Genomic DNA, 22882 nt, shown 5'->3' with positions numbered 1-22882 from the left:
CTACTCCTTACAGGTACTTTTCTTAAGAACACGAATCTGTTCCACAACATGAATCATTTACCTTGTTAGAACTTAAATTTACGCTACAAACACCCGTCTCCGGCAAATCAAGTTCAACTTTTTCTGCTGATTCATAATCTCCAGTAAGATATGCGACGATAGATCTAACTTGTTCATAACCTGTTGCCATTAGAAATGTCGGTGCCCTACCATAACTCTTTGAGCCCACAATGTAGAAGTCTTTTTCCGGTTGGCGAAGTTCTTTTTCACCATGAGGTCGAACTGTACCACAGCTATGCAAATTAGGATCAATAAGTGGTGCTAATGTTGCTACGCTTTCAGTAGCAGAATCAATAGAAGTACGGATTTCACTTATTATAGATAAGTTAGGACGATTACCTGTATTTACAATCATCTCATGAACATCATTAATTTTTATTTCTTGTTCTTCTTGATGACCTACAATGTCCATTCCATCTTTTGTTCTAACTACGTGTTGAATTTTATATGGTGTGATTACTTCCACACTCCCTTCATCAACTAATTGATGAATACGGCTACCTAAGGTACCACGTGCTTCAAGAGCATCTTTTTCCTCTCCACCATAGGCTTCTTCCGCACGTTGTTTCCTCATGATCCAAACAATATTAGTTTTTGGATTGGATTCTTTTAATGTAGCTAACTCCAATAAAGCATTGATTGCGGAATGACCACTTCCAACAACGGCTACTCGCTTATTTGCATATCGTGTTTGCTCTTTCCCTAAAATATCTAGAATCCCATAAAAAATATGTTTTTTGAGAGATTGTTCTTCTTTCAACCAAATACCATTAGAATTTGCAGGATTCGGATTTCCCCATGTACCTGAAGCATCTAACACCGCTCTAGCTTCATAAATTTGAAGTACACCTTCTTTTTCTGTATAGATCATGAATGGCATTTTTTCACGATTCGCTGTTTTCATTTTATCTGTATCTTTCCTACCTATAGATAGTACTTTAGTATTTAAGTGGATAAATGGTTTAATTTCTGGAAGGTTCGCAAGCGGCTGTAAGTATTGTTCTACAATTTCTTTTCCTGTTGGTAATGCTTTTATGTCTGGTGATTCCCAACCATGCTGTTCAAGGAGAGCCAAAGCCGCTTTATCTATATTATATTGCCAAGGCGAGAATAGCCGTACATGGCCCCATGTAAGAATGTTTGATCCTATATTTCCTCCAGCTTCTAATAAGATAAATGATTCACCATTTTTGGCTAAATGTGCAGCTGCCGCTAAACCTACAGGACCTCCCCCAATAATGGCAACTGGTAACTTTTTTAATCTCTGTACATCAATATTGTTTTGTAGTGTCTGATTGTCAGTTCCACAACAATCTTGTACTTTAAATGAAAGTTGAATAGGTTTCATAAAAAATCCCCCTTATTTTCTCTAAATTTATAAGTGTAAAGTTTTAAATTAATTATTTTAATCAAAAAAAGTTGATTTAAAAACCAGAACGAATAATTAGGTCTAATCATCTCTCAAAAGCTATATTAATCAAAAAAAATTGATTTAAAGTATATTAAAATGCTCTTTCGTCCCAACCATAATTATGACATAGGACGAAATATACAGCATAATTGCTCAGATAATAGTGCGTCTACTTCTTTTTTATTAATGTTATAGTAACTCCATGTTCCTTTTGTTTCTTTCGTAATAAGGTTCGCATCAAGTAAAAGTTTTAAATGATATGAAAGTTTTGATTGTGGTAATTCAAGAACACCAGTTAAATCACATACACAAGTTTCTCCACGCTGACACAATTCGTACAAAATGTGTAACCTTTTTTGATCTGCCAATGCTTTAAACTTTTTTTCATACGTTTCAAAGGTTTTGGCAGTTGATTGAGTGTACAATTTAATTTCTTTCATGGTAATTTCCTTTCATCAATTTTTTTTGATATTTATAATATATACGTCTTTCATTACTTTTACAACTAATAAATCAAAAAAAATTGATTTATTAGTTGTAAAAAGCATTTGGTTTATAAAGGTATAACTTTACGAATATTTTTTATTTTCATATATCTAAAGATAAAAGTAATCCTGGATATGTCTGTAAAGTGTTTCGAAATGTACACTTTTCTAGTTTAAGATTGATTGGAAAATTATATTTCACTACAACTATAAATTCATCGAAAAATAGTAAATTATATTCCGATTTAAATGCTGATTAATAAGTAATAATTCGTATATTCTTCTCTATTTACCTATATCTATATTTTTACTAATTTATTATGATATATTTATTAATTTAAAGTTATTTATACAAAATAACTAAATAGATTTTTTAGGAAGAGAAAATGATATACCATTCTGTTTTCTTAATTCACATAATTTTCAAAATTAAAATCTATGGATGTTAATATTTGTTATATAATATGCTTGTCAAAGCATTACCCCTGTAGTTTCTATGATGAATCTGTAAGATAGTTTGTTTGTCCCGTGTATTCACCTTAAACAAAAAGAACTTGTAGGAATCACTACAAGTTCTTTTGCGTTTCTTATTGTATTAGAAAAGAGCCTTTTAAATATAGCAGAAACAATAATGAAATGTTTATTGTTGATTTGAAATAAAGTTTAATCAAAAAAGCTCCACAAACACATATTATATGGTAAATAAGAAGACTCCATTTTGAAAAAAGATTAATCAAAATGGAGTCTTTTGTTAGAAATCTGCATTTAGTTTTTATAAAAAAGATTGATCAAAACTCATGAACATAACTATTATAACCGTTTACATATAGCATATAGTCCATTCTTTTCTTTAAACACTATAGAAACTTTATTGTCACTTTAAAATATGGGCTCATTATTTTTAGATTCTCGGACAAGAGAAGTCAGGTGCTTTCTATTCTAAACGGCTATAGCACATAGAATGCAAATTTCTCTTTTATCATGACAATTCCATCTTTATCTTTCCCCTAAATTCTTCATTTTTTAATGTTTTTAAATTAAATTCATTTAGATTCTTACGTAACTTAAAAGCATCAATTCTATCTAACTCGTTTGCCATAAATACAATTTCAAATGAATCGCCTTTTTTATTTGTTGCATATAAGCCATTAGTTAAAACAAATGCAGTAGAACCACCCTTTTGTCCTGCATGTAAAAACAATTTTTTATTATGTTCATTTTCTATTACAGTCTCTAGAATTTTGTCCAATTTTTGATGCACTAATTCATCATAATAATTTTTGGAATTAATTTTTTCTAGCAAAGAGATATAGTCAGAAGCTGCTGCTGATGTCAAACGATTTGACCAATTCTTTTGCAAGTCTAGTGAAAACATATTCAAATTCGGCAGCTGATGTTCATTTTTCATTAATTCATTTATTTTGAACGCATACTTCTTATATTCTTCTTGAGAGAGATTATTTAGATGTTTTACTAATTCCTTCTTACTTAAATTAAATTTCTCCTGCAAGAATCCTGGAATATATAAAGCTGACACAAATGGATATACTTCTTCATGTTGTTTAAGGCCTAATTCCCTTATATTTTGATTAATATTTTCAATTCCGAGTATATTTATTAAATATTCTGTATTCGCATTCGAACTATATTGTAACATTCCCCTTGCTATATTCTGTAAAGTTACACAATCATTTTTAATCTGATTATTTTGTATCATATCCTGTTCCCATTTTGGATGTGCGCCACCATCTGTGTTTTTGATATAATATTTCTTTAATTCGCTTAAAGAAATATATTCGTTTTCATTAATGATCCCGTTAGCACTTTGTTTAGCAAATTCAATAGCAATTATTAATTTAACCATACTTGCTAACGGTAACCTCTTATCTTCATTAATAGAACATAGAATTTCACCATTTTTTTTAATAATTAATGCACATGTATTCTTCTGTGCGTTTTCTTTAATATACGACAAAATATATTGTGGATCCGTTTTATTCATATCCTTCCTCGCTAGCATAAATACAATAACAAAAACCACTATACAAATAACTCCAATACCTAACAAAACATTAATAAACATTATAAATTTCTCCTTATTTAATTTTGACTTATATTTTTTGAGTTGATATAAATACCGGATTTATGTAGTTTAAAAATAAAGTTTGATTAAAAATATCTACTCCCGCCCTTACCCTAAGGAATATAAAAAGAATCTAATTTGAAAAAAAATTAATCAAAATAGATTCTTTTTCAGTAGATTTAAGATTGGTTTTTATAAAAATGTTTGATTAAAATTACACATATTAACCTTACTATATGATTCTCTGATTAATAAAACGTATAAAAAATTTTGGAATAGTAACACCTATACGTTATTATTCTCCTTTTTTTTATAGAAATGGTTCGAATTACAGGCAATAACCCATCCTATAATTATTAATGTTACAGAAAACAACTTAAGACACGCCCTATATATATAATCTAAATCTTTAAGATAAACCCAGGATATTACCCCTATAACAGCACCAACTATTCCTAGAATCAAACCCTTATATTTTTGTAAAAACATCAAGTTACCCCTTTCGTATAAACAAAATATTCCATATACATAAATAATACTAAATTATGGAACGTTTTTAAAGAATCAAAATGTTTTTATATTCAATTCATATATTTTATTTCTTTTCTTAATAAAAATATCCCCATAGATAAGTAAATTCAAAGGGATAAAACGGTGCATATTTTTTATAAACAGTTAATCTTTTTTCAAAACGGTTAAACTTTATTTCAAATCCACACAAACAAGAATCTAAGACAAAAAAGACCCTATTTAGGGTCTTTTTTCCTAGCTTAATAGAAAATATTTCATTAGAGTAAGTACCACTTGCAACGTAGTATGTACCCCAACATTTAATAACCAAGACTTCAGACCAATCCTTGTCCATTTTTCACGCACAAATGAAAACTTATTTCCAAACTTGATTGAAACCTTAGTTTTATTTAAATTGCTCTTCTCACTTCCTCTCTTCATTTCTCTCATTCTGTTATAATTCTTACTTGCTTTACTAGATTTTTTCTTTTTCATCTGAATCACCACATATATTTTTTTGGACATTATTTGAATGTCAAAATATAATAAGCAGTTCATTCCTATGAAATTCGCACTTATCATGTTTACCTTGTACTAGAACGTTCCTATGCCTTGCACTATCAAACAACAAATCAAAAATGATAGAAACAAATTCTAGAAAAGGAGTTTTAAAAAATAACATCCTTTATACATTCAGTAATTCCCCATGCACTTTCATTTCACTGAAAATATGTAATTAAAATGTATTAAAAGAAATAAAATACATTGCGGTTCGGAAATCTTCATTCTCAAGTGAAATTTTATAGTTTAAGAGTTTTTCACATCTCATATCTCGTTATAACAATAAATTATTTTTTGAGGTCCATCTAAAAAAGTGTAGCTATTTCATATACTAAAGTTAAAAATTCAACTGAACATGGCTTTGAGAACAAGTGCTCCTTATTACGAAAATAAGGGGCATTTGATTTAGTATTTATCAAACAAGTTTTTTCATAAAATATTTATTTCTGATATTATAAAAATAGGTAATATATTCTAAGAGTATAATCCTAAATCATAAATATTCAGGAGGTATAAAAATGGTTAGATGTACAGCTCCAGTAAGAGGACATAGTTCAGCAAGTGCTGCAGCAAATTGCCCAGCATGTAGCGGACGTTCTCGTGGTAATTATTACAGTTCCAATACTTATTTCCCGTCTTATTCTTCAGTTTCAGAAAATACGGGGAGAAGTAACTCAATCAGCAATGGAAGTGCGGCTCGTAATTCTAAAGCACGTTGGTCAAAGTCTACTTCCACAGTACTCTATACTTCAGCGGAAATTAGAAGTCTTACGCCAATTCGTGATAAAGTAGAAGAAATAACTGTTACTAAACCAGATTTAAGAGATGTTTTTTTATGTCATGCCTGGGATGATAGAAAAGAGTCTGCTAAAGACTTACATGATTTACTTGAGACTTTAAGTGTATCAGTATGGTTTAGCGAAAAAGATGTCTTACTTGGTCAACCATTATTACGAGCTATTGATAAGGGGTTGGTAAATTCAAAGGTCGGAATTGTACTAGTGACTCCTGCTTTCCTGAACCGTCTTTCGAATGAAGGTGTTGCGGATAAAGAGTTGTCTGTATTACTTGCTACAGATCGTCTAATCCCAATCGTTCATGGTACAACTTATGATGCTTTGAGAGAAGTAAGTCCCTTATTAGCGTCTAGAAGCGGATTAGATACATCTGAAGAATCACTCGGAGATATAGCTGCTAAACTAGCTGAATTAGTAAATCTCTAAATCTGTATAAAATATACTTCAAACAAAGCATGTTCTTTAGCTATTGGTATTTTGAAAGTATCATTTTTATTTAGTCTAACTATGTGTTACTAGTGTAGTCGGGTTAAGTCTTTACATATCCCATTTAAAATAACGTTCCCAAATGAAAGTTTGTGGACATACAGAAAACCCACAAACGCTGTTAAACAATGTTTGTGGGTTTTGTAGTGGGACATTGTTGATATGCGATTATTATAATGTTGGAGGATACCTAGTTTAGGTAAGATTTTCGAACATTTTTAAAGATTATAGTGGAAATGGATTTTACAAAACATACAAAATGTTAAACTCATAAAGCCCAGTAATATCGGTACGTATGCATGATATTACTGGGCTTTTATTTGGATATTCAACGGCGTGTTTTACAAATTATATAAATACCTAAACTTAGTTTTACTTTTTACATATGAACATCTTAAAAAAACATTTCCAAAAGGTACACCTTTTAATGTGGTGTAATTTCTATGAAAAACAATGTGTCAAAAAGTTCGAGATAATATTTTGCAGTACTTCAAAAATACATAGACCTTTTTAATCATTTATAAATTGCTGTAAATTAGTATCCCAAAACCGATTATTTTGGGACGCTCAAATATCGAGAGATTTTTGCTGTTGTTTTTTCTAAAAACTACTCCAAAACAAAAAATGTAAATTTTCTCGTTTTGGGGGTCTTTACATTTCTTAGCTTGATAGTGATGTGCTGGAACCCCATAGCCATCAAGCTAAGATTAAGTAAGAATCCATTCAACTAGATTTTTTTCTGTTTACTAAAGATTTGATATGAACTATTTAAAAATTTGCATATGAAATAAACCCTAGTACAAAATTCTTAATTTCTTAAGAGAAGGTATTGGAGTTTATCTTTTGTATATACGTCATCATTTCATTAAAAAAAGACAAATAGATGCCTCTGGGCATCTATTTGTCTAAAATCGACTACTTAAAATCATTTTACTTCTACCGTATAACTCCCTGTTCCACCGCCATATTTATATACACTTAAGTAATATTTCCCTGGCTTCGCATTATAATTTCCAAGCAATTTGTTTCCATCACGTTTTGTTGCATAAGTTACATAATTATTTAGACCTGATTCAGAGTATAACACCCAGTTCAGTCCAAGGTTTTGTTCGTTCGTAACGGTAATTTGTAAATCTTTTGGGTCCTTTACATCGATAACAAATCTGTCAACTTGATCTTGATCACTTAAGTTTCCTCTTAATAACGTGTTCAAAGATAATGGATTCGCTGCATCAAATGAATTATTCGGTTCTTTTTCTACAGCTGTACCTTCTTCTGTATTCACTCCGCTAAACACAACATCATATTCAAATTGTCCAGCGGCATTGACACGGTAATTTACAAAATAAGCAGTTAATGTTTTGTATCCGCTCCACTCTTTTTCTGCAAGATGCTTCAGCATATCATTCGTTGCTTGATTCATCACTTTCCAATCCTCATTCTCCCCTTTTGCCGTACTTCCTGTATATGTTCCTTGTAGTGTGAAGGTATTAAAAAATTGTGATTTATTCTTTGTTACCTTCACATCTTTTAACTTTGCTTCATTGGTGATATCTGCCGCAACATCTGAAAGCGGTTTCGGATTGTGCTGTGCTACATAATCATCTGATACTTGCGGAATTGTATACTTATCACGATTATCTATCAGCATTTGCATGTAAGTTTGATATTCTTCATTTAATTTATTATCTTTACTTAATGTAGAACGGTACGCATCGTAACCTGGAACATCATTTGTACGAATTAAATCATGCACTTTATCGAACATATCAGGACGGTTATTATACATATACGATTGCAATGCAAACGAGTAATTATAAAAATCCCACGTTCCGTATTTTGCATTTAATGTTTGCGCTGCTGTGTAACGTTTCGCAGGATCATTAGACAACCCACCAATGATACTTTTTCGCGGTACTACGCTGTCTAATCGCGTTGAGCCTGCAAAAAACTCCGCATTTCCTTCTTCAAACCATGTTAAGCGTTCATTTTGATACATTTCTCCTTGACCCCATAATCCCGGAACTTCGTATCTGCCCTGTAAATAGTGTGTAAATTCGTGACGAAACAATTCTTCCAAACTATAAATACTCTGCTGTGGTGTACGTTCATATGTAAAGAAGGTTCCTGTTCCTTCAATATACATTCCACCATTATTTGTTTCATAGCCGTATAGTTGACGGTTAAATTGATATTCATCCGGACTATTATAAATAACCATTGTTAACACATCATCAGCATGTCCACTTTCGAGTGGTTTATCACTACCAACTGTACGATAAAATTGAGATCGTACTTCTTTTGCTGCCCAATATAAACGTTTAATTTTTTCTTCGCTAACTTTATCTCCCGCTTTAAAGACAATAGCCCCATCATCAAATGTATACGTTTTTGGCAAATAATGTTTCTTACCATCTTCTCGAATTTGATCTAAATTTACCGTTTTTCCATTTGCATCTATCCCGCCGTAATTAGTAGCAATTTGTTCTGCTGCAACAAAATATTGTTGCCCTAAATATGGATATATCCCCATTGCTTCTGTAACAACTTGCTGCCCTTTTGTTGGTGTACTATAAAACTTGCCAAAACGACTAGCATAGTAAATACCATTATTAATTAGCCATCCGTTTTTGTCTGTTACTGTACCTATTAGTGCAAAACGATTTATCTCATTAATAAAGCCATCAATTTTTCCATACCACAGCATATCTTTTGGTTCTTTTCCTGTAGCATTCATATACGATTGAACTTCATAATCAACTTCTTTCATCAAATTATATACAGCATCGCCTTTAGTTCGATCTTCAATAAACGTAGAAAGATTATCGTTATATTGTTTAAAGATTTCACCTGCATATTGAATAACTTCTACATCAGCTGACGCCCCTCCAATTAACATCCCATAAGACGAAATTACTTTATTTTGTTCTGTTGTACCAAGTTTAAAATTCGGGTTCTTCGCAATTGTTTTTAAAGCTGGCAAACATTTATCATGATAGACACGTTCACTTAGTTTACTTAATTCTTGATGATAAAAACCTAAATAAAAACCTGAGCGTAAAATTTCTACTAATGTCTCAATTCCTTTTGAGTCATCTTTCGTATAGGCTTGTCCTTGTTCTGCTAGCTTAGCAATGATTGCCTGCATACGGCTATCATCTTGATAGAATTTGAGACTATCATTATTAAACTGAAATAACTCCGGAATTTGATACCATTGAATCGTAACCAGAAGATCGGTCAATTGCTTGTTGCTTAATTGATTTAATTCAGCCATTGAATATTTCTTTTCTTCAACAAGCTGTTTAGCATTCTCATTTGGCATCGGTGGACGCTGCGATAAATCTGCTAACTTTAGACGTTTAGTAAATGATCCATTTTCTTGTACATTCGAAGGGTGCGCTAACTCATCAACGGATTTCCTTAATCCTACCGGCTCCATTTGTAATACGTTCTTCACATTTTTTTCTTTTGTCTCTGCTTGAATTTGTAAACCACTACATGATATTGTCACGAGTCCAACACCAATAATCAGTTTAGAAAATCTCGAATACTTAACCATACCGTTACCTCCTTAACAAGTAAGAAAATTCTGAATTTTTACAAGTGAACATTCTATTTGTATTTATTACTAGTTCCCTATAAATACAAGTAAGAATAGTGATGAATTAGTAGCTTTTTACTACGATTAATCATACACATTTCTTACATTCAATCCTCCTTCCTTAAATTTATACAAGCAAAAACTATGCCAATGTTATTTTAGTGAATAAAGAAACGTTCTTTATCCATACTGTAGTATAAAATATACACAACTAATTCAACAATGTATAAATAATTTGACAATGTACAAATTATTTGGCACAAGCCCCCCTCCTTTGTCCTCGGCCACCTTTAAACTTCCTAACAGTAGATAGTTAGCAGTTCCAACTGCTGATTTACAATAAAGTTTAATTTTTAAGGTCTATCTTACTTATAGAAATTTATGAAGATTGTCTCGAGGATAATTGTAGCTTTGAAATAAAGTTTGATTAAAAATACCTCACAAACCCATATTTTACGATAAAGAAAAAGAATCCATTTTGAAAAAAGGTGATATGCTCCACTTTTGAGATTGACTATTTATCTTTCATAAAAAAGTTTGATCATTTTTATGATCTTTCCTCCATTAAAGCGCCCGATTGTGGAAGATTAAGAAAATGATTATGATTGCTGCTTATAGCTTGTTGAACTAACGCACCCGCTACTTTAAGTGAATTGATTCACAATCTTACTGGGAATTTACTTAAAAAAGCTGAATTAACTTAATAAAAAAAGGACTCCCTTTTTGGGAATCCAATTCATTCAGTGTCACTTTGGTTAAAGCCTAATCTTCTCGGTTCGCAACACTGTCATTAGCCTCATCGGCACCTTCGCCGACTTTATTACCCATCGCTCCTCCTGCAACAGCTCCTGCAACGGTACCAAGTGGACCAAGAACAGAACCCAAAGCAGCTCCTGCGACAGCACCGACACCAGTTCCTACCGCTTCTCCAGCATCATTATCGACACGGTTACGTTCGTTTTTATCAGCCACTCATCTCACTCCTTATTTAGAATAGGCAAGTGCTTTCCAGCACAATACCTTACATATTTTGTCCTATAAGGACCGATTTATGTGAAGTTTAAATCTGTCCTTATAACTTTGTAATTTTCACTATCCTTCACGTTGTACAATAAGAAAAGCTGCCATAATGACAGCTAGATCTTAAACTATTGCAACCTTTAGTTCAAGTAGTACTAGTCCAACTTTTATTTATTCATCTACTCCTGCATCTATTTTCCAGCTATTTTGCAACTTCCGGATATAAATGATCTGGCCAATATGATATGCGTTATGAGTCGACACATTTCCAATGTATTGCCCACCATTTCACGTATCCAGGATAACCATTAACTTCTCTCTCAACTTTTTCTTCAGATAATAACTCTTGCCAACGTAAAAGCACCTCTAATAGTTGTTTTTTAAGGCAGAAAAAGTATGATTTTCAGGAATAATAAAGCTGTTATTATTTCCTATTGAAGGCACAGCATTAACGTGAGATTTTTGGTACCTTGTTTGCCATGTTTGATTCCAATATAGTAGATGCTGCACAATTTCATCAATACTATTACTTTCTTCGTTTGGCGTCCAAAATGCATGTTCCTCAGACAATCTTTCTACTGAATCTGAAAATGGTAGGTACCAACTTGGGTGATTAGCATTTGCCAACAACTGATCCGATAAAACATCTTTTGCATGAGCCATAACCAACACTCCTAATTGTAGCTTTATAATAAAGTTTGATCAAAACGGATTCATTTTTTTTATAAAAACCCCTTCATAAGAGAACGTATATTCGTGTATAATAAGAACAAACGTTCTTATTATTAAGGAGGCGTAAAGGTGTATGACTACTCAATTTTGCCGAATCGAATTGTTTTATGTGTAGATCTTCGAAGCTTTTATGCTTCAGTTAGTTGCATCAAGATGGGATTAGACCCACTACATACCAAATTAGCTGTAGTAGGAGACGTAAACAGGAGTGGTTCCATTGTTTTAGCTGCAACACCACCACTAAAGGCATTAGGTGTTAATAAAATGGCAAGGTTGTACGAAATACCACGACGCAAAGACATTCTTGTGGTAAACCCAATCATGGGCACTTATATAAAATGCTCAAATTACATAACAAAATTAGCTTTACAATACGTTCCGATTGAGGATTTCCACCAATACAGCATCGATGAATTCTTTATGGATATTACAAATAGTATCCATCTGTTTGCGAATGAGCCATATGAATTTGCGTTGAAATTCAAACGTGAAATATATGAGAAAACAAGAATTGAATGCACAATTGGGATTGGGCCTAATCCTTTAATGAGTAAGATTGCTTTAGATGTGGAAGCGAAGAAGACAAAAGACTGCATCGCATATTGGAAGTACGAAGATGTACCCATAAAATTATGGCCGATACGACCACTTAGTAAGTTTTGGGGGATTTCGAGTAAAACAGAAGTAAAGTTAAATCGAAAAGGAATATATTCAATCGAAGATTTAGCGCAATACCCGCTCAAATACTTAAAACAAAGTTTTGGGGTTATTGGTGAGGAATTACACTTACATAGCAACGGCATTGATTTTAGCCGCATTGCAGAAAAATACATACCAGCAACAACTTCAATTGGTAAAAGCCAAATACTCATGCGTGATTACACAATAGAAGAATTTCCGATTATCCTTCTGGAACACATCGAGGAAGTTTGTTATCGGATGAGAAGACAAAACAAACTAGCTCAAACAATCCATTTTTCCATTGGTTACAGTAAAAATTCCGCTGGTGGTTTCAGAAAAACTCACACTATGAACCGACCAACTAATTTAACAATGGATATCTATCATATTTGTACATATTTTTTACATAAGTTTTATACCGGGGAACCAATTAGATCTATCAATGTTTCTTTAATCAACTTAATCAATGAAGGTGAAGAACAAATATCTCTTTTTGACAATGTAATACAACGAGAAAAAGAAATGAAATTAACGAAGGTAATGGATGAAATACGCACTAAGTTTGGTAAGAACAGCATATTAAGAGGAATTTCTTATACAAATAGTGCTACAGCAAGATACAGAAACACATTGTTAGGAGGACACAAATCATGAACAACGCTAATATGCCAAAGGGAAGAGGAATGGTGAAATGGACGCCATTTGCTGCAATGACAGAACAATTTGATGGTATACGTGAGATTATTAAGGAAAAGAATAAAGTAGCACGTCCAATCTTAACTTCTGAAGAAAAAGAACTTATCGAGAACATGTTATTATGCTCATTACTATCTGAAGAAGAGGTGTTGATTACATATTACGAAGATGGCTATTTGCTTACTAACTATATGACCGTAACTGATATTGATCCATTGAATTGTTCTATACTATGTACAGATGCTTTTTATAACAGAATTAATCTTAAATTCATGGATATTATTGATGTAAAATAAAGGAATTCCATGCTAAGTATAAATGTTAAATGTGATGATTGCGCTCCCCCCTTGAAATAAATGAATTCGAAGCTAAGGATATGAAACTATATTTTAAAGATATAATAAATGAAACTTGAGTCAAAAATATCTTATAGCAAAAGAGACTCCATTATAGAGTCTCTTTTGCTAGTATACTCATATGGAAGTATCTACTTTAGAATGAAAATAAAGTTGTTTAATTTTTGATAAAAAATATTTCACCAAACGAAAAACTAACCTCTCCTTATCTCATTGGAAACCTATTAATGTAATATTATTTTATTTAGCAAACAGATGGTTTCCAATTTGGGCAACGGTTTGACGTGTTGTAATCCATTTATCAGTCGAGGTTTTGGGATTGTAGAAATAAAGCCAATCAGAATTTGTTCCTTTTGAAGTGAGAGCCTCTTCTACTGCTATTTTTGCTTCCTGTGTAGCAGGCTGATTAATTCTACCGTCTGTAACAGGAGTAAATGCATAACCATTTTTAATGGGTTCATAAATTACGTCTGTAATTGTATTTGGAAAACCATTTGCGTTAGCACGATTTAATACTACCTTTGCAACTGCAACCTTTCCTGCATGCGGTTCTCCCCCTGCTTCTGCATTTACTAATCGAGCCATTAAGTCCACTTCTTGTAATGAAATACCAGTATCAACCTTTAAGTGCTGACCGACAAAAATATGGTTTTCATCTACGTTATTGTTTTGTTTTATTGACTGTATTGAAACCTTATATTGTTGTGATATAGAACTTAATGTATCCCCACTTTTCACTTGGTAAATTGCTTGATATGTATTAGTTGAAACTGTTGAATTATTTTTTTGAACATATTTGTTTGCAGTTGACGGTACCGGAATTGTTAAACGTTCTCCAATATTAATTTGATCATTTTCTTTATTGTTTTCTTGTTTAAGTAATTGTACGGACACCTCATATTGTTTACTTATTGCTTCTAGGGTATCATTCTTTTGAACCGTATAAACCGTTGAAGCCGCAGTCCCTACTGGACTTGATACTACTGTAATCATTGCAGCAGATAATGGTAACCAGGTTTTCGCCTTACATAACTTCATTCAAAAAAGCCTCCTAAAAATTATTAAGTACTCTTAATATGTTTAAGTAAAAAACAAATCAAGCTATTTATAGCGTAACAAAACATTGAATTCAAGTCATTGAATTTGTATTTCTATATAATAATTGGGTTGCTTATGATATTAAAATTGAATTATTATAATTATGTTTCAAAAGAATCGGACAATCTAATTTTTAAAATAAATATGGTGAAAGTAGAGGTTTATTTCAATTACCTAATAGTTTCTTCCTAAGAACTGTTTCTATATGCTATACTGACTCCTAATTACTTATAGAAGGAATGATAAAAATGAAGGTTTTGTTATCCATTATTTTGTTTAGTTCTCCTTCAATTAAGTATCTTTCTTTACATTATCTTTACTATTAATCATTATATTTAGTATAATAAATATAATGATATAAATAATGCCATGGAGGTTTATAACATGAAAAACATAATGGAACGCCTCAACAATCCATTTATTAAATATCCACTAACTGTGATTTCAGCTATAGCTATAATAAAAACAGGTTATGATTTAGGTTCCTTTATTATAAAGTTAAAATATTTTTAAATCGTAAAAAGGCAATTGATTTTTTTTACAAAAGGTCAATTGCCTTAAATAATATAGAAAAAGCACTGCTAAAATCTTCAGCAATGCTTTCCCATTAAACGTACTATGTGATAATGAACGTCTAATTTTTCTACTCATGAGTTCTGTATACTCACATATATTTATTTTAGATTTAAGATACGTTCTATTTCCTTCACACTCAACTTACTTGCTTTTGCAATAGTTTCAAGTGGTACACCAATTTCATGCATTCCTCGGATCATCTGCATCTTACCTTGCTCAATCCCTTTTTCCATGCCCTCTTGTTCTGCATGCGCTAACTTAGCTTGTTCATCTAAAAGCAATTTCTCTCGAGCTTCGTACGCTGTTCTAAAAGAAGAATCATGGCTCATATTTTCCCATTTATTTATTGCCTTTTGTAAAATTGGATCTTGATTCATCGCAATCTCCTCCAATGTTTGAGTTAAATGTTCATCTTCATGTGCTGGTAATAATAACATCCAACGAACAAATGTATTTTCCCACGGGTTGACTTTTTCTTCACGCCATTGTTTTACCAATTTCGGTATCTCTACAAAATGGATTTCAATGTCGTCACTTAATAGTTGCTGCATTTTAGTATTCCATAATTGTCCGATGGTATGAAATGCATCATCCTGAGAAAATAAAATAAAATCTAGTAAGTTAATGGTAATAGTTTTCCGAAGTGAACGATATGGCATTCCTTCTTGCATTTGAGATGTATAAAGTTTACTCCAGTAATATAATGATCTCTTTACCATATCATGTGTATTTCGAAGCTGAATTTCAATATTTACTTGCGTTCCATTATCTAGCGTTGCTAATAGGTCTAAAATCGATAACTTATCATCTTCATAAGATTTATGGAGATGTGGATCATCTAATTGTAGCGAAGTAATAGGTGCATCTAAAGATTCCTCTAAAATTGCATTTAGGAAACCCGTTAAAATTTCTTCATTTCCTTTTGTTCCAAATAACTGTTTAAAAGCAAAATCAATGCGTAAATTCACTAATTTAGTGGACATGGATTTCCTCTCCCTGTCTGTATCATATCTTATTACTATTGTACATAAAAAAAGGTAGCACATGCAAACAGGCTCTTATGTTATCACACTTAAGAAGCTGCCTAAACTCATAAAAAATTTATGATTCTGGATAAAAAGAATGGTGAGTAACATTGTTATTGCACCAGAACTATCAAAACGCTTAATGAAGAATAAATCGTTCAGCATAATTAAAGTTTTTCAAGTACCAAATCCTAATTCATATGGGAGTGATTTGCTACATATTTTTTAAACTCAAAGGAAAATAACCATTCCATTTATATTCTAAGACACTAACAAGCCCTACAATACTATTATAGGGCTTAAATTTGTTGTTTGCGCGGCTGTGCTTTTATATTTACTGTGAGTCCATCAAATTACTCATAATTACATCTCCCTTTAATATTTTTTACTTTTTAATACCACAAAAAAGCGGTCTTCGGATAAAGACATTAAGCACATTAAGCTTAATTCTCAGTCCGAAAGACCGCTAATATTTGTCGATATAAAAATAAAATTAAAAAGGATACTTTTATTTTAACTATAAACCTAAAAAAATTCAATTTGATTAAGTATAAATTAACTCATGAATCAAGTGTAATTTTTCAAATTACGAACTTCTACTAGCAGAAATTCCTGCCTTAGATAAAGCAGCCATCGTTGTTCTATCATAACCGCATACTGCGCCTGTATAAAAAGACTTCTATCCATAAAATTTTGATGTTTCTTTTCCCAAAAAACACTATCATATAAGAAGGAGGGGAATTATGCTTACAGTAGAGAAAATGTTAGAGAATTACGGGTTAGATTTGACTAAAAACATAAAAATCGTTCGGCATAAAGATGAGGATAGAATTGATGTTGTTAATTTATATGAAAAAGGACAATTAGAGTTATACCAAAAACATCAAAAAGATGATGTTTTCGGAGAATGTGAATATGTGGTTAGTTTCCTAGACTTTGAGGAAGGTAAAAAAGCTGTATTTATAGGTGTTTACAAAGTGTTAAGCAAATCCAACCCCAAAAAATTCATTACTGATAAACTTTATGATTGGATGAAACCTGAGTACAAAAAGGGTAATGAATACTATTACGAAATGGAAAAAGTCCAAGGCTTTGGGGAACTAGAGGGTCGGATAATCATTAATTGGTCCGAGCGAACATTTCATATGTGGTTTGCACCACTAAAAAAGGTAAAGGCAACCAGAAAGAGAAAACAATTTGATATCATAGAAATAATCCAAAAAGGAGCCATTCGTAAGTTTCCAGGATTTCTGGATTTTACACTTACATTCAACGATTTAAAAAAATTATATGATAACCCTGATGTTAACTCCACTTGGTGTAAAATGCTTTCCTCAGTAGCAGGAATCTATACAATTTTAGATAGAGCAACAGGAAAATTATATATAGGTAAAGGAAATGCATATGGTGGAATTGGAAAAGGGGGTATATGGGGAAGATGGGAATCTTACGCTAAAACTGGACATGGAGGTAATAAACGATTAATGGAACTACTAGAAAGTAATCCAGAACGTAAAGAAGATTTTCTCTTTTCGATATTACGTACCTTACCCAAAACAATTACTAATGATGAAATACTAGATATTGAAAATATTTATAAGGAAAAGTTGGGTACACGTGAATTCGGGTATAATGCGAATTAGTCGTTAATTTGAAATAAAGTTTAATCAAAACTTGCTCTTAAAATATTTTAACAAATTATTTTTCTATAAACAGTTAATCTTGTTTCAAAGCGGTTGTACTTTGTTATAAACGATTAAACCTTATTTCAAATCCACGTTCAGATTAAAGTTGCACGACATCAATGTTGCACTAAGCAACCAATTTATTAAAATAAATTGGTTGCTTGAAAGATTATTCGAAGAAGATCAATAACAACTTTGAATCATTTTCTATCCGTTATAGTAAAACTAATGTTATTTGTCTTATCTTTCCCTACATATCTATCATATCCGAAATCATATGTGTTTGGTGACTCGTTCTCGTCTACCCCTTTAGCTATTAACTTATCAATCTCTTCTATTGTTAGTTTAGGGTCTGCAATACGAATCACACATTCCATTAGTTTACGGTATTGCTCATATGAAATTTTATCCTCAAATACTTTCTTGTTTGTTGCAACTGATACGGAGTTCGATACCCAATCACTTTTACCCATTTTAGCGTATAGTTCAAAACCCTTCCAGTTTGCACTATAAATATTATCGTTTTCTTTATCACGGTGTTCTATCCTTGAATCTTCAATCTCAATCATACCGTTTGAGTATTCTTTTAGCTTGTTTTCAAAGTCTAATTGATGTGTATACCCCTCTTCTATCTTATCAACATTACTATTTGTAGTTACAGCCCATACTAATATCAGTCCAAGTATAATACCTAAAGTAATTTTATATCTCATTACTTTTTACCTAACTGATGTTTTTCATCAAAAATAGCAAAGTTTACGAGGTCCTTAGCGGATTCTTCTTCGTCTATAAAATTAAAATTACCATCAATTAGATACTGTAAATACTCATCAAAGCTGTTTGCAATCACTTTATATTCATCAGGGTCGTGTAAAAAACGAATTATTTGACCACATACCCCTTCATCAGAAGGATTAAAATCAATATACAGCTTGGATGTTCCACCGTTGTTCATACAATCTGAAAAGTGAATATACGTGCCAGGGAGAAGTCCTTCTGGATTTATTTTAGAGTCAACAGCATCCTCGTCATCTTGGTATTCTAAAAGATAGGAGACGTCTTCTCCTTCTTTTGAACTTTCGATCATTTCCTGTGTAGAAAGCAAATAATATGGATACTCTTCAACATCTGAGCCCAAAATACATACCGTGACTTCGTTTTCTCCATATTTCCGCCAATATGTACCATCGATATTTTCAAGTAAAGAGATTAAAGATTCTGGACAATTTGGATATTTCGTCCTTAATATATCAATATCCTCTTTTGCGGCACCGTATGCTTTATTTAGTGCTTCGAGATCACCTGTTGATAATGCTGCTTTCAAATTGCTTAAAAATTTGTTTACCAAATCCATTATTTTGTCCTCCCGATAACCAAATATAAATGTTTTAGTCTAAAAACCTAACATCAATAAGATTTGGCCTTTAACTGTTTTCACATCAAATTTAATTAGTACCCTTACGCTCTAGTTCTTCTCGATTAAAGTATTGTTCTAGTAACTCTTTACCTGTTTTGATTGTAGTATAGTACTCTCCACCATACAGTTTCCCTTCTGATGGTTTATGGAAATCTTCGTATTTAGGGAAGTCTTCATTCTCTTCAAATGATTTCTTTGCAACCTCCATGTCTTCTGCTTCTATTTTAGCAAACAATCTACCTATACCGAATAACCCTTCATCATCAATACTTTCTTCTACAAGGTAGTGTTCCTTTTCCTCTATTGGTGTCATTTTACTTTTTCTAACAGAATATAGATGACCCGTTTCTTCTTCCCTTACCGTAATAAAAATCCAACCAACTCTTACAACTGTACAAGGCTCTAATCCTAGTAATGTATAGGCAACTACCTTTTGGTCTTTCACATATTTCCCCATTTTATCTACCCCTTGTTGTTTATTTTAAACCGTAACCGTAGCCTCTCAGACATCTATCTGCTCTCAATAATGCATCTCTAGCCGCTTCCTTCTCTGCAGATGTTAATCTGTTGTCAATCGTGTTCCAATACACCTTCCCGCGTTTCTCTATCACTTCTACATGAGTCATGTTTACAAATGCTTCGTGACGTTGCATGACGTCTCTATTGTTTTCTCTGTACCCCATATACTTATACCACGCATCTACTCCTATATCTTCTCCAGTACCGCTTACTTTCGTAAAACCTGCTTTTGCACTACCTATGAAAAATGGCATATTTTTATCCCCTCTCTTATTTTAAAATGTTATTATTGCGTTCTATTTGTTGTGAACTCATAAACTGCCCTACAATTTGTAGTGCATCACAGTTAATCTCTTTCATTTGCTGTTTTTGTTTATTTGTTTTCAATTCTACTTCAACTAACATTTCAAAAGCTTACTGAGCTGTTTCATTTTATGTATTGTTGAAACCTCTTAAATAACTAATCTGTAATAGTTACCCCTTATTCCACTACATTTATATATATTCTGTTAAGTATAGAAATATTTTCAACGTAGTGATACATATCTATAACCATATAAAACAGTAATCCCCTTTACTACAACTGTATTTTTTTCAATACTTTTCACTATCGCTTATCCTGTTAAACGATTCCTATATTGAATATAAATTGCAAATTCTATAGGTTCCTTTTTTTGTTTTGCTTCTTCAATATAATATAATTCTTCTTCGTCGGCACTTAACTCTAACTCCCAATTTTCAAAGTTTCTTTTATGTATGGATAGTTCATGTGATTCCGGTGATCCTATTTCACATCTTAAATCTTTAACAAAAACACGGTCTACACAATGCCGTACCATATGCCACCTCCATCTGAGTATGTCTTCATTACAAGCCTAATATTTTCCGATTTTTTCTTCAATTCTGTTAAATTAAATACTCTCATTATATTAAACTCCGTAGAAATAATTTTATCTTCTCTCCAAGGGTTTAAATATAATTCAATAAATCAGTTTATATTGATATCCTATTTAAATATAATTTTCAAACCATCTTCATAAAGGCTCTAGTCATCAATATAAACTTATCTTAATAGAATCAAAATGGGACAATCACAATTATAAATTTAACTTTGTAAATATCTATATATAAGCCAATCTTTTTATACATATATTGGATAAATTATGGTAAGATATCATTGAATATTATAAAAATATTAATTTTTCCAATAACGGAGGGCTTATTAAAATGGGGAAGGCAACAGCAACAGCAAAATCAAAGAAACTAGTAGGAATTGTGGCAACAGCAACATTAGCTACATCAATGATAGCAGGAACAAGTAACGCAAGTGCACAAACGACAGATTCATTAAAAGTTAGTGAACCAGTACAGGAAAGAGCAGAAGATAAGAAACTTACACTGTTTGTTCCTCCTCAAAATGTTGTTTTTGTAGGTGATACATTTGATCCTATGAAAGATGTATGGGCTAAAGATAAAAACGGGAAGGATATTACTTCAAGAGTAACTTATACAGGTGATGATAAAGTAGACTTAACTAAAATGGGAGATTATGAATTAACTTTTACTGTTTCAGATGATGAGGGTAATACTGTTGTTCAAAAACAACGTGTAGCAGTTAGATATAAGCACGTTACTAATACTGCTCCAACAATATTAATACTGCGCGATAAAATTACACTTAATATAGGTGATACATTTGATCCAATGGAAGGTGTAACTGGATCAGATTCTGAAGAAGGAAATCTGACTCATAAAATTACTTATGATAATGGGCTAGATACAAGTAAGCCTGGTACTTACTATATAACGTATTACCTAATGGATTCTCAGGGAAAAATGGATCTAAAAACTAGAACTATAACAGTAATAGACCAGTCCCCAGTAATTACAACTCCAGATGAATTTGTAATTACTGAAGGTGAACAATTTGATCCAATGGCTGGTGTTAAGGCTACTGACCCTGAGGATGGTGATATTACTTCTAAAGTAGAATATGAGTATTATACTGGCTCTGTAAATAAACCTGGTACATATAAAGTGTATTATAAAGTGAAAGACTCTTTCGGAAACACAGCAAATACAGTGGCTAAGTTAATTGTAAGAGAGAAACTTAAACCGATAGATGAAGCGCCCGAACTAAAAGTACCTACTGTAACCACAATTACTGAAGGTGATAAATTCAACCCTATGACGGGAGTATCTGCTACTGATAAAGAAGACGGTGACATTACTTCTAAAGTAACAGTTGATGGCAGCGTTGATGCTTCTAAACCGGGTACGTACGAATTAACTTATACTATTTCAGATTCCAAAGGACATACTGTTACCGCTAAACAAACTGTAACTGTGAAGCAGAAAGTAGAAATAAAAAATGAAGCACCCGAATTAACTGTGCCATTTACTAGTACACTTCGTGTTGGTGAAAAATTTGATCCAATGGCTGGTGTATCTGCAACTGATAAGGAAGATGGTAATTTAACTAATAAAGTTAAATATAAAGGTAATGTGGATACATCTAAACCAGGTAAATATATTGTAGAATATTGGGTTGTTGATTCTAAGGGAGTTAATGCAACAGCTACACAATCCGTAATCGTGAAAGAAAATGAAGAAACTCCAGATATGGAACCGAAATTAACTGTACCTACCGGAGCAACGATTAATGTAGGGGATAAGTTTGATTCAATGGCCGGAGTTAAAGCTATCGATAATGAAGATGGCGACATTACTGATAAAGTAACCGTTGACGGCAGTGTTGATGCTTCTAAACCGGGTACGTACGAGTTAACTTATACTGTTTCTGACTCTAAAGGACATACTGTTACCGCTAAACAAACTGTAACTGTAAAACAAAAAGTAGAGCCTACAGATGAAGTGCCAGTTTTAACGGTACCTGCTGAATCTACTATCAATGTAGAGGATAAATTCAACCCACTTGCTGGTGTTAAAGCTATTGATAATGAAGATGGCGACATTACTGATAAAGTAACGGTTGACGGCAGCGTTGATGCTTCTAAACCGGGTACGTACGAGTTAACTTATACTGTTTCTGACTCTAAAGGACATACTGTTACCGCTAA

At 32.3% G+C, this 22882-nt stretch carries 20 protein-coding genes and 2 pseudogenes; 6 read left to right on the top strand and 16 right to left on the bottom strand.

Translation table 11 applies throughout. From position 1 onward, the window contains the following. Positions 1-22: 22 nt before the first annotated feature. The 5 genes from JDS82_RS26700 to JDS82_RS26685 all read right to left on the bottom strand — a co-directional run bounded on the left by JDS82_RS26700 (position 23) and on the right by JDS82_RS26685 (position 5044). Positions 23-1408, bottom strand: a complete 1386-nt coding sequence (locus JDS82_RS26700) for an FAD-dependent oxidoreductase (RefSeq protein WP_199714196.1) — start codon at positions 1406-1408, stop codon at positions 23-25. 182 nt (positions 1409-1590) lie between these two features. Next, entirely contained in the window at positions 1591-1911 is a 321-nt protein-coding gene (locus JDS82_RS26695) for an ArsR/SmtB family transcription factor (protein ID WP_199714195.1), read from the bottom strand. Positions 1912-2935: 1024 nt separating this feature from the next. Continuing rightward, the gene (locus JDS82_RS26690) at positions 2936-4039 is read right to left on the bottom strand and encodes a serine hydrolase (RefSeq protein WP_199714194.1); all 1104 of its coding nucleotides are present in this window, start codon (positions 4037-4039) and stop codon (positions 2936-2938) included. A 285-nt stretch (positions 4040-4324) separates the two neighbouring features. After that, positions 4325-4528, bottom strand: a complete 204-nt coding sequence (locus JDS82_RS29925; protein WP_000479691.1) for a hypothetical protein — start codon at positions 4526-4528, stop codon at positions 4325-4327. 276 nt (positions 4529-4804) lie between these two features. After that, the gene (locus JDS82_RS26685; RefSeq protein ID WP_199714193.1) at positions 4805-5044 is read right to left on the bottom strand and encodes a hypothetical protein; all 240 of its coding nucleotides are present in this window, start codon (positions 5042-5044) and stop codon (positions 4805-4807) included. A 584-nt stretch (positions 5045-5628) separates the two neighbouring features. Between JDS82_RS26685 and JDS82_RS26680 the strand changes: the two genes are divergently transcribed. Continuing rightward, positions 5629-6333: a toll/interleukin-1 receptor domain-containing protein gene (locus JDS82_RS26680; RefSeq protein ID WP_000251105.1), complete on the top strand. Its 705-nt coding sequence runs from the start codon at positions 5629-5631 to the stop codon at positions 6331-6333. A 985-nt stretch (positions 6334-7318) separates the two neighbouring features. Here the strand turns inward: JDS82_RS26680 and JDS82_RS26675 are convergent. From JDS82_RS26675 to JDS82_RS26665, 3 genes and pseudogenes are all read right to left on the bottom strand, one after another. After that, entirely contained in the window at positions 7319-9955 is a 2637-nt protein-coding gene (locus JDS82_RS26675) for a collagenase (RefSeq protein ID WP_199714192.1), read from the bottom strand. A gap of 804 nt (positions 9956-10759) precedes the next feature. Then, positions 10760-10969: a glycine zipper domain-containing protein gene (locus tag JDS82_RS26670; protein ID WP_000764044.1), complete on the bottom strand. Its 210-nt coding sequence runs from the start codon at positions 10967-10969 to the stop codon at positions 10760-10762. Between the two features lie 219 nt (positions 10970-11188). Continuing rightward, a pseudogene (locus tag JDS82_RS26665) lies at positions 11189-11680 on the bottom strand (DinB family protein). A gap of 138 nt (positions 11681-11818) precedes the next feature. Between JDS82_RS26665 and JDS82_RS26660 the strand changes: the two are divergent. Together JDS82_RS26660 and JDS82_RS26655 are read left to right on the top strand one after the other, a co-directional pair. Next, positions 11819-13084 carry a Y-family DNA polymerase gene (locus JDS82_RS26660; protein ID WP_199714191.1) on the top strand — a complete coding sequence of 422 codons (1266 nt, stop codon included), beginning with the start codon at positions 11819-11821 and terminating at the stop codon, positions 13082-13084. Beyond that, entirely contained in the window at positions 13081-13422 is a 342-nt protein-coding gene (locus JDS82_RS26655; protein ID WP_064472538.1) for a YolD-like family protein, read from the top strand. The genes JDS82_RS26660 and JDS82_RS26655 overlap by 4 nt, the downstream gene beginning before the upstream one ends. A 300-nt stretch (positions 13423-13722) precedes the next feature. On the opposite strand, the gene JDS82_RS26650 is transcribed toward JDS82_RS26655, so the two are convergent. After that, positions 13723-14520: a LysM peptidoglycan-binding domain-containing protein gene (locus JDS82_RS26650; RefSeq protein WP_064472537.1), complete on the bottom strand. Its 798-nt coding sequence runs from the start codon at positions 14518-14520 to the stop codon at positions 13723-13725. Positions 14521-14964: 444 nt separating this feature from the next. Here JDS82_RS26650 and JDS82_RS30110 point away from each other — a divergent pair, with 444 nt between their 5' ends. Continuing rightward, positions 14965-15093: a hypothetical protein gene (locus tag JDS82_RS30110; RefSeq protein WP_255299632.1), complete on the top strand. Its 129-nt coding sequence runs from the start codon at positions 14965-14967 to the stop codon at positions 15091-15093. Positions 15094-15254: 161 nt separating this feature from the next. Here the strand turns inward: JDS82_RS30110 and JDS82_RS26645 are convergent, their stop codons facing one another. Beyond that, positions 15255-16139 (bottom strand): Rpn family recombination-promoting nuclease/putative transposase, encoded by an 885-nt coding sequence (locus JDS82_RS26645; protein ID WP_000104999.1) that lies wholly within the window; start codon positions 16137-16139, stop codon positions 15255-15257. A gap of 785 nt (positions 16140-16924) precedes the next feature. On the opposite strand from JDS82_RS26645, the gene JDS82_RS26640 reads away from it, so the two are divergent. Beyond that, on the top strand, positions 16925-17824 hold the full coding sequence (locus tag JDS82_RS26640) for a GIY-YIG nuclease family protein (protein ID WP_098069263.1): 900 nt from the start codon (positions 16925-16927) through the stop codon (positions 17822-17824). 242 nt (positions 17825-18066) lie between these two features. Here the strand turns inward: JDS82_RS26640 and JDS82_RS26635 are convergent, their stop codons facing one another. The 6 genes and pseudogenes from JDS82_RS26635 to JDS82_RS26610 form a co-directional block, all read right to left on the bottom strand. Continuing rightward, positions 18067-18579, bottom strand: a complete 513-nt coding sequence (locus JDS82_RS26635) for a hypothetical protein (RefSeq protein WP_098069262.1) — start codon at positions 18577-18579, stop codon at positions 18067-18069. Continuing rightward, entirely contained in the window at positions 18579-19220 is a 642-nt protein-coding gene (locus JDS82_RS26630; protein ID WP_199714190.1) for an SMI1/KNR4 family protein, read from the bottom strand. Before JDS82_RS26630 ends, JDS82_RS26635 begins: the two co-directional genes overlap by 1 nt. 91 nt (positions 19221-19311) lie before the next feature. Next, positions 19312-19740, bottom strand: coding sequence for a hypothetical protein (locus JDS82_RS26625; protein ID WP_199714189.1), 429 nt, complete (start codon positions 19738-19740; stop codon positions 19312-19314). Positions 19741-19759: 19 nt separating this feature from the next. Continuing rightward, positions 19760-20056, bottom strand: a complete 297-nt coding sequence (locus JDS82_RS26620; RefSeq protein WP_098068552.1) for a hypothetical protein — start codon at positions 20054-20056, stop codon at positions 19760-19762. A 16-nt stretch (positions 20057-20072) separates the two neighbouring features. Beyond that, complete coding sequence (locus tag JDS82_RS30105; RefSeq protein ID WP_257132059.1) at positions 20073-20207, bottom strand: hypothetical protein; 135 nt, start codon at positions 20205-20207, stop codon at positions 20073-20075. A gap of 122 nt (positions 20208-20329) precedes the next feature. Then, positions 20330-20641 (bottom strand): annotated as a pseudogene (locus JDS82_RS26610) (transposase). A gap of 388 nt (positions 20642-21029) precedes the next feature. On the opposite strand from JDS82_RS26610, the gene JDS82_RS26605 reads away from it, so the two are divergent. Next, positions 21030-22882 (top strand): immunoglobulin-like domain-containing protein (locus tag JDS82_RS26605; protein WP_199714188.1); only part of this gene is annotated, 1853 nt, incomplete at its 3' end.

It is taken from the genome of Bacillus cereus group sp. N14, from assembly GCF_016483555.1.
Taxonomy (GTDB): domain Bacteria; phylum Bacillota; class Bacilli; order Bacillales; family Bacillaceae_G; genus Bacillus_A; species Bacillus_A wiedmannii.
Note: the sequence above shows the minus strand (reverse complement) of the source record. Positions and strands in the feature narration are given on the sequence as shown.